This is a genomic window from Actinoalloteichus fjordicus, from assembly GCF_001941625.1.
Lineage (GTDB): Bacteria > Actinomycetota > Actinomycetes > Mycobacteriales > Pseudonocardiaceae > Actinoalloteichus_A > Actinoalloteichus_A fjordicus.
Genome location: NZ_CP016076.1, coordinates 964,961 through 977,472 on the forward strand (window position 1 = coordinate 964,961; position 12,512 = coordinate 977,472).

The 12,512-nt window shown below is 69.2% G+C and carries 13 protein-coding genes and 1 pseudogene; 7 read left to right on the top strand and 7 right to left on the bottom strand.

All coding sequences use genetic code 11. The features are described 5' to 3' along the window. Nucleotides 1-395: 395 nt before the first annotated feature. The 4 genes and pseudogenes from UA74_RS04505 to UA74_RS04520 all read left to right on the top strand — a co-directional run bounded on the left by UA74_RS04505 (nt 396) and on the right by UA74_RS04520 (nt 2,524). The gene (locus UA74_RS04505) at nt 396-734 is read left to right on the top strand and encodes a PadR family transcriptional regulator (RefSeq protein WP_075739157.1); all 339 of its coding nucleotides are present in this window, start codon (nt 396-398) and stop codon (nt 732-734) included. Continuing rightward, on the top strand, nt 731-1,381 hold the full coding sequence (locus tag UA74_RS04510; protein WP_157433991.1) for a permease prefix domain 1-containing protein: 651 nt from the start codon (nt 731-733) through the stop codon (nt 1,379-1,381). The genes UA74_RS04505 and UA74_RS04510 overlap by 4 nt, the downstream gene beginning before the upstream one ends. Before the next feature lie 70 nt (nt 1,382-1,451). Continuing rightward, a pseudogene (locus UA74_RS33315) lies at nt 1,452-1,760 on the top strand (DivIVA domain-containing protein); the annotation flags it as partial. A gap of 308 nt (nt 1,761-2,068) precedes the next feature. After that, entirely contained in the window at nt 2,069-2,524 is a 456-nt protein-coding gene (locus UA74_RS04520) for an SRPBCC family protein (RefSeq protein ID WP_075763852.1), read from the top strand. Between the two features lie 382 nt (nt 2,525-2,906). Here the strand turns inward: UA74_RS04520 and UA74_RS04525 are convergent, their stop codons facing one another. The 4 genes from UA74_RS04525 to UA74_RS04540 are packed head-to-tail and all read right to left on the bottom strand — an operon-like array spanning nt 2,907 to nt 6,109. Then, nucleotides 2,907-3,695 (bottom strand): ESX secretion-associated protein EspG, encoded by a 789-nt coding sequence (locus tag UA74_RS04525; protein ID WP_075763854.1) that lies wholly within the window; start codon nt 3,693-3,695, stop codon nt 2,907-2,909. Continuing rightward, the gene (locus tag UA74_RS04530) at nt 3,692-5,044 is read right to left on the bottom strand and encodes a hypothetical protein (RefSeq protein WP_075763856.1); all 1,353 of its coding nucleotides are present in this window, start codon (nt 5,042-5,044) and stop codon (nt 3,692-3,694) included. The genes UA74_RS04525 and UA74_RS04530 overlap by 4 nt, the downstream gene beginning before the upstream one ends. A gap of 25 nt (nt 5,045-5,069) precedes the next feature. After that, a complete protein-coding gene (locus UA74_RS04535) occupies nt 5,070-5,657 on the bottom strand; it encodes a DUF3558 family protein (RefSeq protein WP_075763858.1) in 588 nt (195 codons plus the stop codon). Continuing rightward, nucleotides 5,654-6,109, bottom strand: coding sequence for a hypothetical protein (locus UA74_RS04540; RefSeq protein ID WP_075763860.1), 456 nt, complete (start codon nt 6,107-6,109; stop codon nt 5,654-5,656). Before UA74_RS04540 ends, UA74_RS04535 begins: the two co-directional genes overlap by 4 nt. Before the next feature lie 1,039 nt (nt 6,110-7,148). Here UA74_RS04540 and UA74_RS04550 point away from each other — a divergent pair. From UA74_RS04550 to UA74_RS04560, 3 genes are all read left to right on the top strand, one after another. Further along, on the top strand, nt 7,149-7,994 hold the full coding sequence (locus UA74_RS04550; protein ID WP_075763864.1) for a helix-turn-helix domain-containing protein: 846 nt from the start codon (nt 7,149-7,151) through the stop codon (nt 7,992-7,994). Next, entirely contained in the window at nt 7,991-8,182 is a 192-nt protein-coding gene (locus UA74_RS04555) for a DUF397 domain-containing protein (protein WP_075763866.1), read from the top strand. The genes UA74_RS04550 and UA74_RS04555 overlap by 4 nt, the downstream gene beginning before the upstream one ends. A 99-nt stretch (nt 8,183-8,281) precedes the next feature. Next, a complete protein-coding gene (locus UA74_RS04560) occupies nt 8,282-8,671 on the top strand; it encodes a VOC family protein (RefSeq protein ID WP_075763868.1) in 390 nt (129 codons plus the stop codon). Nucleotides 8,672-8,825: 154 nt separating this feature from the next. Here the strand turns inward: UA74_RS04560 and UA74_RS04565 are convergent, their stop codons facing one another. The 3 genes from UA74_RS04565 to UA74_RS04575 form a co-directional block, all read right to left on the bottom strand. After that, nucleotides 8,826-9,605, bottom strand: a complete 780-nt coding sequence (locus UA74_RS04565) for an ESX secretion-associated protein EspG (RefSeq protein WP_083682918.1) — start codon at nt 9,603-9,605, stop codon at nt 8,826-8,828. After that, the gene (locus UA74_RS04570) at nt 9,602-11,131 is read right to left on the bottom strand and encodes a hypothetical protein (protein ID WP_157442155.1); all 1,530 of its coding nucleotides are present in this window, start codon (nt 11,129-11,131) and stop codon (nt 9,602-9,604) included. The genes UA74_RS04565 and UA74_RS04570 overlap by 4 nt, the downstream gene beginning before the upstream one ends. Before the next feature lie 570 nt (nt 11,132-11,701). Further along, nucleotides 11,702-12,475, bottom strand: coding sequence for an enoyl-CoA hydratase-related protein (locus UA74_RS04575; protein WP_075765955.1), 774 nt, complete (start codon nt 12,473-12,475; stop codon nt 11,702-11,704). Nucleotides 12,476-12,512 lie beyond the last annotated feature (37 nt).

Here is a 12,512-nt window from a genome sequence, read left to right on the forward strand (position 1 = left end):
GTCGTAACGCTACGACTGCCTTCGTGCGGAATGAAATGTATTCCGGTGTTGTCAGGCTATCGGATTACTTCGCGCGGCGGATTCGGTGGTGCTGTTCACTCGACGTCAACAGTATTGGTCTTTTCGAGTGGCACTTTCCTTGTTCGGACAATGATTTCCCGATGATTGATCGCCGAGTTCGCGTTCGCGCGATTGTTTGCTTGCGCAACAGTTCTGTGGTGCCCTTCCGGCGGCGGCCGGCCGATGTCGCGGCGCGCGATGGCCGTTGACAGTCGCGTCGTCGCTGGTAGGAGGTGCGCGAGTCCTGGGATGGCCGGGTGCCCGGCAAGCGGGCGGGATGCTACCAATGAGTAGCGTTGCTACCTGCGCTTCGTGTGACGTTCTACACTCTTGTTGTGAAGTCGGACGCGCTGCGCGGTCATCTGGACGCACTCCTGCTTGCCACCCTGGACGGCAGACAGTTGCACGGCTACGCGATCATCGAGGCCCTGCAGCTCCGCAGCGGCGGTGCCCTGGACCTGCCGACCGGAACCGTGTATCCCGCCCTGCGCAGGCTCGAACGCGCGGGCTACGTCGGAAGCGAGTGGAGCACCGTCGGCGGCAGGCAGCGGCGTACCTACACTCTGACCTCGGCGGGCGAACGCGCGCTGGCGGCCGAGCGGACCGCCTGGCACGAGTTCACTCGGGCCATCGAAGGCGTACTCGGAGGCGGTGCATGGCCTGCGCGGGCATGATCGAGGACTACCTCGACGCGCTCGACCGCAGGCTGCACGGCCCTGGATCGGTGAAGTCCGAACTGCTCACCGAGGTACGGCACAGCCTGGAGGACGCCGCCGAGTCCTACCGGGACGGCGGGCTCTCCACGGCGGGTGCCGAACAACGCGCCATCCGTGAGTTCGGTGGTGTCGAGGCGGTCGCCGAGGACTATCAGGCCGAACTCGCCGTGAGTCACAGTCTCGGCACCGTGCGGACGCTGCTGGCCGCAGTGGTCCTGCTGGTCCTGATGTGGGAGGTCGGCAGGCGGCTGATCATCGGTCCCTGGGAGTCGTTCCCCGGACCGCCGCTCAATCCGCTGGCCGGACTCGCCTTCGGCATGGCGGAGCGGCTCGGCGTCGTGCTCGGCGTGATCGTCGCCGTTCTGCTGCTCTGCGTTCGCCTGCTCGGCAGACGCACCTCGGCCCGCGCCCTCAGCAGTCTGCTCACCCGGTTCAACGTCCTGGCGGTCCTGATCTACGGCACCACGCTCTTCCTGGTGTGTGCGTTGGGGATGTTCCTGCGTCCCGAGGTCTTCCAGGACACCGGGATGGTCGTCATCATGACGATCACCGTCCTGGTGATGAGCAGGCTCGGCTGGCTCGCCGGGCGCAGCCTGCGGCTCTGACGCCGTCCCTCGCCTCGCCTCGACGATCCCTGCGTGACCGGCCGGGTGCCTCATGCCACGATCTGTGGCTGTGACCACGTTGCTCATCTACCTCGCCGTCATGTTGTTGGTCGCCGCCGTGGTGTTCCTCCTCGTGTCGGTGGTCTTCGGCAGCGGTGAGGAGCTGGCTCCGCTCCCGCCAGGCGTCACTCCGACGACGTTGCCCGAGACGTCCCTCGCCGGTGCGGACGTCAGGGCCTTGCGATTCCAGCAGGCCGTTCGGGGGTATCGCATGACCGAGGTGGACTGGGCGTTGGAGAAGGTCGCCGTCGAGGTCGACGTACTGCGCACCAGGGTCGCGGAGCTGGAACGGGAGTTGGCCGAACACCGCTCGGACTCGACGGCCCGCGCGGCGGGCGTCGCTCGGGAGGAGACGGACCTGGAAACGGGTTCGGGCCGGGGAGCGAATTCCGGCGCGGTCCACGGCCTGCCAGCCGGGGCAGCCGGCGCCGTGGCTCCCGCAGAGCCGGACGCCTGGGCCGGTTCCGCCGAGGAGGCGGAAGCCTGCACTGAGCGAGATCGCGGCGCGAACGCGGACCACGGGGTCGGACCGCACCTGGACGCCGAGCCGGCTGCGGGGACGGAAGCACCGCCTGCCCCGGCCTGCGACGAGGGACCGCGGCGCGACGAGGAACGGAGGAGCGGGTCATGAGCACTGCCGACGTGGCGTTGCGGGTGCTGGTGCCCACGCGGGCCGAGAAGGCGTGGGCCGCCGCGACCGACTGGGCGCGTCAGGGTGAGTGGATGCTGGGCACCGAGGTGGATGTCGTCGGCGGCGACGGCGCGAGTGTCGGCTCCACGCTCGCCGCCTTCACCGGATTCGGGGGCGTCGGATTTATGGACCGCATGGAGATCACCGAGTGGGACCCGCCGAGGGCGGTCGGGGTGCGGCACACCGGACGGCTGGTCCGAGGCGAGGGCGGATTCCGCATCCTGCCGCACGCGGGCATCGACCGCTGCACATTCCTGTGGGAGGAACGGCTCACGTTGCCGCTGGGCGGTGTCGGTGGCCTCGGCTGGGCGATCCTGCGGCCCGGATTCGAGTGGGGGCTGCGCCGATCGCTCGCGAGCTTCGCCCGATTCTGCCGGGACTACCCGAACTGAGGGGTTCGACCGGGCTCGGGGTGCGGACCGTCCGTCGGTGCTGCCGGGCCGGTGGGATGTAGACCAGTGGGGGTCCGCCTGAGCTGGAGCCGCCCTGCCTGCGGAGTTCTGATCGTCGCTCGCCCCCGCCGACCTTAGTCACGGCGTGCGTCGCCGAGCTTTCGCCTGCCGAAGTCGACCCGGTCTCGGGGCGGCGCGGGCGGTCCGCGGACCTGGCGGAGTCGAGGTCGTGAACAACCCACGTCGGGCCCGGCCGCTGATCGGGCCCGGTGTCCCGCCGATCAGGCCGGTGTCCCGGTGTCGGCCTGCCGTCCCGGCAGGCACCCGGCGTCTGACCACCGTCGGGTCGAGGGTTCGGACCCGCCGGATGCGATGCGGGGCCTCAGCCCGACCGGGCATCGGCGAGCAGCTCGTGCAGGGCGGCGGCGATCTTCCGATTGTCGGCGGGCGTCACCGTCAGCCAGTCTTCGCCCTCCGACCTGCGGAGCAGCTGGAGATGGCGGCCCGCCTCGGTGTCGTGAAACGCGACGACCCGCCTTGCGCGTTTGCGAGTGCCTGGGGCGACGAGAACACTCGCGCCGAACTGGCCCTGTCGGATCGGCCGGGCGGCCATCCGCGCCAACGCGCGGGCAACCGCCGGTGGTTCGCCGTGGGCCGCGAGCCGTTCGGCGAACAGATACTGATCGTTTCCGGCCTCCTGGGTCGCCATCGCAAGGGCCTTGCCTCGGACGCTGAGGGACTTTCCCTCGGCGGCCCGCTCCTCGCCGGACAGCGCGACGATGGTGGTCACCACCTGCCTGCTGTCCAGGGGGGTGAGCCGCACATCGTCGCCTATCCGAACGGCCGACACGCCGGCAGTCCCCCTGGCCGCCCCGATCGCGTTCACCGGTCTGTCCAGGGCGAGAGCCGCGTCGACCGACCACTCATGGCGGACCAGCAGCTCCAGCGCCGTGGCGAGCGTGGCGACGGGCTCTCGATCACGGACCAGTCCTCGCCCCGCCAGTGCAGTCAGGTGGTCGGTCACGATCTGGCGCCGCTCGGTCCAGGTCCGTCCTGGACTGGGCAGACGTAGCTGAACGGGTGTCTCACCGAGGCCGAGGAGCTCCCAGCAGACGTCGAACTCCACGGCGGAGAGCGTCATGGTGCGCTCGGTGGCTGGTGTGCCGATCATCGGGTGCGTTCGGGAGTGTCGTCGCCGAAGACTGCCGGTGCGACCGGGGGGAGGTCGTCCAAGCCGAAGATCTCGTCGCTGGGAGCGGCGAAGCGGTCGCTGTGCTCGGCGTCCTCCGCACCATCGCCCCGGCCGCCGGGTGCTCCGGCCCCGCCACCACCCATCATCCCGGCACCCGCGCCGGGGCGGCCGGTGCCGCTGGACGCTCCCGCCGTTCCCGGCCCGAAGCCTGCGGGTGTTCCCGGGCCGACCCCCATGCGGCCGGGAGTCGGCTGGCCGCTTGCAGGCGAGCCGGGCCCGCTTCCGAGGCCACTGCCGAATCCGCTGCCGGGACCGAAACCACCGCTACGCGGCCCGCCGCCGACACCGCCGCCGGGAGAGCCGAATCCGCCGCCGATCGGACCGAATCCGCCAACCCCGCCGCCACCGGAGGGCGGCGCGGTGATCGGGCCGCCGCCGGGAGGCCCGAAAGAGGGCGGGGTCGGGCCGGGGGAGCGCAGATCCGGGCTGATCGAGGGCGCCTCCGGCACGCCGATCCTGCCGGGCGGGGCCGGTTCGGCGGGCGGGGTCGGGGTGAGCGGCTGCTGGCCGCTCGGGGGCGGTGTCGTCGGCTCGAAGGGCGCGGGCGGGGTCGGCTGGACCGGGGACGGTCGAGGCGTGTCCTGCTCGGGCGAACCCGGGGCCGACAGTCCGCCGCGCTCTGCGGGCGGCGTCGAGTACGACCCGCCGTGATCGAGACCGGCACCGGGTGTGTCGGATCGGCCGGGCGTCGCCGAGGGCGACCCTGCGGCGATCTGCGGCGGCACCGGGATCGAGCTGATGTTGTCGGCGGACTCCCTGACGGTCGCCTCGTAGGCGTACAGCGCGCGATTGGCGGCGTCGGCCTTGCCCACCTCGGCACGGAGCGCCTCCACCTGATCGTTCATTCCGCCGTACGGCCCGGAGAAGGCCGCCCCCAGCGCATCGCCGATCGTGGGCGGGGTCACCTCGACCGGGGGCTCGATGGTGTTGCGAGTCTGGGCGAACCCGGCACCCGAGACGATCATCCCCATTCCCGCGGCCTGTGAGGCGTCGCTGCTGCCCAGACTCCACGCGGCAGCCTGCGAACCGACGGCGCCCAGCGCGCTGGCGGCGGTGCCCTCCCATTCCAGGCCGTCCGGGCGAAGCGCGGCTCGCAGCATGAGATCCGACTCGGCCATCGCGTCGGCGAGTTGACTCAAGGCCGTGCGAACCCCCTCCGCCGCATCGGGACCTTGTTCCGCGTGCATCCATTCGTACTTCTCCTGTTGGGAGAAGCCTTCGTAGCGGTTGTAGCGGATCTGATCGCCTGAACCTGCCTCGGTGTACATGGTGTCTTTCCCCCGGTGAATATGGTCAGTTGCCGTGGAGTTGGATGAGTGTGTCCATGGCCATGCTTGCGGCCCGTTGGACGTTGTCGCAGTTGCTTTCGAGTCCGCTTTCCCGGTCAGAGAATTGGAGGCCGAGGGATTGTCCTGGTGCGGTGCTGACCTCGATGAAACAATCGAGGTCGTCGGCGTCTGCCATGAGGTGGTTGAGTACGGCGGGAAATCCGTTGACGTCGGTGATCTCGGTGTGGGTGTTCGGGCTGCCGATCAGACGATCAGCAGGAACAGACGGCGCGAGTGCTACAACCACGCTGTGACGAGGGGCAAATTGATTCTTTGCGAAGCGGCAGGCACTCGTCTCGTCCTGGCCGTAGTCGTCCATGATGGTGGGTTCCCAGTCGAATTGGAGTTCGTCTTGTTGTTCTGGGGTGAGGAGGGTGCAGGGGTCGGTGATGGGGTTGAGGTCGATGTGTTGTGGTGGTGGTGGGAGGTGGGGGGTGGTGTTGGTGGTGGTGGGTGTGGCGGGTTGGCCGGTGACCTCGGTGGTGCAGCCGGTGATGGTGAGCAGGGCTGCGGTGAGGAGAGCTGCTGTGATGCCGGCGGTTCGGTTCGTCATGTGGTCCCTCCGGGCAGGGTGCGGCCTGCGGTGCGGACCGAGTGGGTGATCTCGTCTTCGGTGTAGCCGTACTGCCGGGCGGTCTCGGCGAGGGCGTCGGCGCCTGCTTCGAGGTTGTCGACGTACTGCTGACAGCGGTTGAAGTAGGAGTCGGGGTTCTCGCGGAGTTTGTCGGTGACGACCCGGGCGAAGTCGATCGACGCGGGATCACCTCCCATCGGCTCCATCCGCAGGCGCTGCTCGACGGCTTCGAGTACCGAGTCCAGCCTGGCTGCTTCGTCGAGTAGTGCCTTTCTGGCGTGGAGGACGTTGTCCGGGTTGACGGCCAGGTTGATGGTGGTCCCGCCGGTGGTCCCGCCCTCGCCGAAGTCGATGCGGTTGTTGTAGCCCTGTTGACCTGCTCGGCCCGCGCGTTCGATGCTGTGCTGGATCAGGTTCTCGATCCCGCTCATCCCCGTACCCCTTCATGCTGCTGCCGGGCTCGCGACACTCCCGACGAGCAAGGTAGCAGTCCTGAGTAGACGTCAAGCATGAACGACGCGAATCACACCAACGGAGTAACCCCAGCCGATAGGATGTGAAAGGGACCTCATTTTATGTTGATGGGCCTTCCCTTGGCGTGCGGATGGTCGGATTTCTCCGACTGGCGCTGTTCGATACATCTGTGTCCGATAATCGAATGCGATGAGTTCTTCGGCGACGCGGCCGCGGCCTTTTTGGTCGCTGCTTTGTCGGCCAGGATGTCCGTGCCGATTCTCGTGACGTCATCGGGGAGGTAGCGTGACAATCCGATGCAAGTCCACCACTTAGGTCGCATCGCCGATGGGGAATCTCGACCTGAACATCTCCGACTGCGACGTGATCGCCGCTCGTGTCCACGGAGCGCATTGCTGGGCGGCTCGCGAGTTCGACTTCGACCTTCTCTGCCCCGTGGCAACCCGCCGTCCAGGCCTCGCATGGTCGCCTGCCGGGGAAGACGCCCACTGAGATGGTCCCGTCGGCCGCGATGATCCGGCAGATGACTCTGCTGGTCACCTTGTCGAACTCGGTGACGCCCAGCGCAGCTGCAACGGCCTCACCAGAGGGGACGGCGTAGGTATAGCCGGTTCCCCAGATGTCGCGTCCGGAAAAGTCGAAGAGCCCGGGACGATCCTGGAGAAGGTTCGAGGCTCCACCACTCGTGGCAGCCTGCCGCGCTGGTCGTCGTGCTCTCATAGTGCGCCAGATCTGTGGTCGGCGGCATTGTCGGGGGTGTGGGCGCTGCGTTGCCTGATTGACGGTCGTGCAGTTCGCGAGCAGCGCCGAGCCGGTCAGCGTGATTGCGGTGGTGCGGCGGGGTGCTCGGGCACGTGGTCGGCAGGTCATTCGGTCATCCCCAGTTCGGTCCGGCGGCGAGGCCGTGCAGTCGTGCCCTGGTCGCAGTGCCTCGGCGTAGCAGCAGCAGGCCGGAACGGAGTCCGTCGAGAAGGGGGTGGTGGCTAGGCTCCGCGTATGGCAGGCAAGCGGCCGACTGTTCGACATCGGCGACTCTGTGCAGAGCTTCAGCGGCTCCGGGAACGTGCCGAGGTTCCTTCCGAGGTCGTACTCAAGGAGACCGGCTGGTCGCGAGCGCGGATGAGCCGCAAGGAGAACGCCGAAGTCACCATCAGTCCGTCGGAGGTGCGGGACCTGTGTCGAATCTACGGGGCGGACGTGGACCGAACGGAGTGGTTGACGGACCTGTCGAGGCGAATCCGTGCGCAGGGCTGGTGGGTGGCCTACTCCGACGTCTTGACGGACGCGATGGCTGATTATGTGGAACTGGAATGTGAAGCTGCTGAGATTCGGTACTTCGAGGTCGATGTGATCCCGGGTCTGCTCCAGACCGAGCGGTATGCCCGGGAGCTTTTTGCGGCACGGGATGCCTCGGTCCCTTCGGCTGCGCTTCAACGGCGGGCGGAGATGCGCCTGCGTCGCCAGGATCGGATATCGTCTGGCGGCGTTGTACTGTCGGCGGTCATCGATGAGACCGCGATACATCGCGCTTTCCATTCGCCGGCAGGCGAACAACAGATCGATCATCTTCTTGCCGTCTCCGAGCAGTCGAATGTGACTGTTCAGCTGCTCCCGCTGGATGCAGGCCTGCACGCGGCAAGTGGTGCGCCGTTCACCTGGCTTGGATTTCCGCAGTTCTACCAGCCGGTGGTCTGGCTCGACTCGCTGGCTGGAAGTCTCTGGATAGAGGAGGACTCGCAGGTCTGCGACTATGACTCGACTCATGCGAGGCTGACAGACATCGCGCTCAATCCGAGTGAGTCAAAGAGGCTCATCAGACGTCTTATGAAGGAGGCGCAGTGACTTTACGCTGGAAGAAGAGTGCGCGGAGTACTGCGAACACGAACTGTGTCGAGATTGGATACGCGTCGAATAACTTCCTGATTCGCGACACGAAGAATCGGGATGGTGGAATGCTGTCCGTTTCCGGTGCTGAATTCTTTCGGTTCATCGGGTTGATCAAGGCGAGACCGTTGTCGGGGCCCCGGTGACCGGCACGGCGTCCTCGGGTGATCGCGGTGAGCGACCCGGCCGAAGATGAATCAGATCCGCGTTCGCGGATTGGCGAGACAGCTGGTCGGCTTCCCGACATGACTGCGATCTCGACCGCCTTCGGCATCGTCACTCGCGACATCCCGACCTCGGTGGCCTTCTATCGACTGCTCGGCTTGGACATCTCCGAGCCGACCGAGGACCCGCATCACTCCGCCGCGCTGCCAGGGGGTGGGCGGTTGATGTGGGACACCGAGGAGTTGATGCGCCAGATCAAGCCCACCTGGCAGCCGCCAAGCGGCGGGCCGCGCCTCGGTCTGGCGATCGGGCTGACAAGCCCCGACGAGGTGGATGCGGTTTACACCAGGGTCGTGGCGGCCGGCAACGCAGGCGCGGCTGCGCCGTGGGATGCCTTCTGGGGCCAGCGCTATGCCCAGGTGGTGGACCCCGACGGCGTGATCGTCGACCTCTTCGCCGATCTGCCCTGAGCCGAGGCGGTGCCTCGGCGAGGATGCCGAGGTGCTGAACCGAGTGCGACGACATCCTACGTCCTGGACCTCGGCCCCGGCGCGGCTGTGAGCGACCGCGACAGCGAACCTGCGTCGGGGACGACGTCGGGGGACGGCCTGCCCGCCGGATCGCTCACCTCGCCTCGGCGGCCAGTTCCCGGAGGGCGGCGGCGATCTTCCGATTGTCCGCGGGCGTGATCGTGACCCACTCCTGGTCGCCCGTCCCGCGCCGTAGCTGGAGATGCCGGCCGGCGGCGGTGTCGTGGAACGACACGACACGGGTGGCTCGTCGTCGCCCGCTCGTCGTGACGGCGCTCGCGCCGAACTGGCCCTGTCTGATCGGTCCGGCGGACAACCGCGCCAGCTCGGCGGCATCGGCGGCCCGTTCTCCTCGGGCGGTCAGTTCCGCCGCGAGGAGTTGCGGGTCGCCGCGCGCGATGCGTGCGGCGGCGGTCAACGCGACGACGCGAACGCTGGCCGACTCGCCGACGCCCGGTGGAACGTCACCCGCGAGACCGAGCAGCTCCGGGATCACTTGATGATCCTCTAGCGCTGCGAGCCAGACTCGATCTCCTCTACGCGCCGCCACCGCCCCCTCCGATGCTCGTCCCGCACCGATCGCATCGACGATCTCCGGCAGCGCAAGGCGGGCGTCGACGAGCCACTCACCTGCGGCCAGCAGTTCCAGGGCCGAGCCAAGGGCAGGGGCAGGCTCCCGGCCGGGGAACAGACCGCGCGCGGTGAGCGTCGCCTCGGCGGCTCCGACGACTCGCCGCCGCTCTGTCCTGGTGCGGCCTGGACTGGGCAGCCCAAGCTGGACCGGTGTCTCGCCGAGGCCGAGCAGCTCCCAGCAGACGTCGAACTCGACGGCGGACAGCAGGAACGTGGCCTGCCTGCGCGACTCGGCGATCACTGCGGCTCGCCGGACGTGTCCGCGCCGAGGACCGCAGGGGCGAGCGAGGCCAGTCCGTCCACGGTGAACAGCGCCGCTCCCGTGGTGTCGAAGCCTGCGTGATCCGGTTCGACGTCCTCGGCCGGAGCTGCGGCGGTCGCGCTCGACTGCCTGGCGGCCTGCGGGTCGAAGCGGTCCGGCTCAGCGGCACGCGGGCGGGCCGATTCGGCGGCTCCGCGCGGGCGCAGGCGGGAACCGGGGGTGTCGCCCGGCGGGCCTGCGTTGCCGAAGGACGACGGCGTCGAGACCGTTCCGTTCGACAGACCGAGGGCGGCCGGGACGCCCGCGACGGCGGCGAAACCGAGTTCGCCGGACGCCTCCTCCGCCGGGTCGCGGCGGTGTGTCGGCCCGCTCCCGGTGTTCGTCGGCCGGTCGGCCGCACCGCTCGCCGCGTCGTCTACCCGGCCGGTGCGGCCTGCGCCGTTCCCCGCCCGCGCGCCGCGCCGGTCGTCGGGCACCGGCTGACCGCTGCCGAGCGTGCCGGCGCCGAGCGTGCCGCCGCCCGTCGATGGCGGCGACCCGGTGCCGGTACGGGGTCCGCCGATCGGCGGCGCACCTGCCGGGCCTGTGGACGCGCCGCCGATCAACGGCGCCTGCGGGGGCGGAGCGAGCAGTCGGACCGCTGGCGTCGGCAGGGGAGCCGACGGCGTCGCCGCAGTCTGCTGCGCAGGGAGGGCGTATCCGGTCGGCAGCCCGCCGGTCCGCGTGGGCGATACAGCTGCGGGCGGCTGCGCGTCCGAAACGGGCGTCCTCGACTCGGTCCGAGCCGAGCCGGGGTCGGCCGCCCGAGCGCAGGGGTGGCCCGCCACGCGGTGGCCGTCCCCGTGCCCGCGGCCTGCGGGGCTCCTCGTGGTCGCCGATGCGCTCACCGAGATCGCGATGACCGGCGGCGCGGCGAGCGAGGGCAGCGAGCCGATGGCGTCGCGCACCGTGTCCTCATAGGCGTACAGCGCCCGATTCGCGGCGTCGTCCCTGGCCCGGTCGGCCTCCGCGACCTGCGTGCGATCGAACTGTCCGCCGAACGGACCTGTGAGGACGTCGATACTCGCACCGCCGACGACCGACCCGGGCGTCTCCACCTGGACCCGTACGGTGGCGAACCCCGCGCCCGCGACGGCGACGCCGATGCCTCCGTCGTGCGCGGAGACACCACAGACCAGACTCCAGTCGGCGACCAGCGCGAAGGCCGCGCCCGCCGAGACAGCAGCGGCGCCCTGCCATTCGATGCCCAGCGGTCGCAGTGCCGAGCGGAGCGTGAGATCGGACTCCGCCATCGCGTCGGCCAGGATGCTCAGGCCCTCTCGGACTTCTTCTGCCGCAGCAGGGCCGTGACCGTGTTGCACCCAGTCGAACTTCTCGTGAAGCGAATAACCTTCATATCGGTGCGAGGGGATTCCGGATTCGGATTCCCCGTCCTCGATGTCCATCGTCGTCCCGTTCCCTGGATGCTCGCCTGCCGACCGGACCGCAGGCCTTCTGCCGGTCACCCGACGGCCTGCCTCGGCACCGGTTCGGGAGCGTGATCGTCTTCGTCGCAGGTCGGGGCCGGTTCGTCTGGGTCGACTACTCCATTCGCCGCGTTCCGATCCCGACCGACTTCACCGCCCCGACGTCGATGCCATCACCTCGAACCCACGCCGGAGTCCGTTCTCGATCCCCGGTGCGTCTTTCGCGGCCGCAGTGCATTCGCCGTCGGTCAAACTAGCAGTCATGGCGCCCCTGGAATGGTGATTCGCGAGGTCGACGCGTGGCTGTTCGGGAGAAGTGCTGCGAAATTCCCGGCGGGTCGACTCGGCCACCGGAGAAATGGCATTCACCTCTATTCGCGGGGTCGGCCCGGCGACCTCGCGAGCGAGGCGGTCGGCCTGCCGCGTCCGAGACCACTGTCCGGCGTCGCGGCAGCCGCCGGCCCCGTCTACGGATCGAGCGGCGGTCGCGGGAGGGTCACGAGCGCCTGCGGCGGCCAGCCTTGTCCGGCGGCTCGGACGGCCCCCGGCCCCGACCAGGAGCCCGTCCGAGACGACTGGTCGTCTCGGACGGGCCGGCTGTCTCGACGGTCAGCGGCCGAGGAACCTCGGCTCGCGCTTGGCGACGAACGCGTCGACCGCCTCCCGGTGATCGACGGTCTGCCCCGCCTCGGCCTGAGTCCGGGCCTCGGTGGCCAGCGCCGTGGTCAACTCGCTCGACGCGGCGGCCCGGAGCGTCTGCTTGATCTTCGCGTAGGCCGTCGTCGGACCCGCCGCCAACCGGCCCGCCAGCTCCCGCGCGGCGGCCACGGCCTCGCCGTCCTCCACCAGTCGATTGATCATCCCGACCCGCAGGGCCTCCTCGGCCGTCACCGGCTGCCCGAGCAGCATCATCTCCATCGCCCGTCCGTATCCGATCAGCCGAGGCAGCGTCCAGGAGGCACCGGAGTCGGCGGTGAGACCGACGCCCGCGAAGGCCATCAGGAATTTGGCCGACCGGTCGGCGATGCGCAGATCCGCTGCGTAGGCCAGCGAGGCCCCTGCCCCGGCCGCCGTGCCGTTCACGGCCGCGATGACCGGTTTAGGCATCGAGGTGACGAGTTCGATCAGCGGGTTGTAGTGCTCTTCCACCGTGTGCAGCGGCGCCTCGTCGCCTGCCTGGAGCAGCGCGATGTGCTCCTTGAGGTCTTGACCAGCGCAGAACGCGCGGCCCGTACCGGTGATCACCAGCGCCCGGACGGCATCGTCCTGGGCCGCATCGCGCAGCGCGGCCAGCAGATCGTTCTTCAACTGCACCGTCAACGAGTTGAACGCGGCGGGCCGGTTGAAGGTCAGGACGCGCACACCGTGATCGTCTTCGATCAGTAAGAGCGGCCGGTCCCCTCCGCCGCCGGGACCGCGC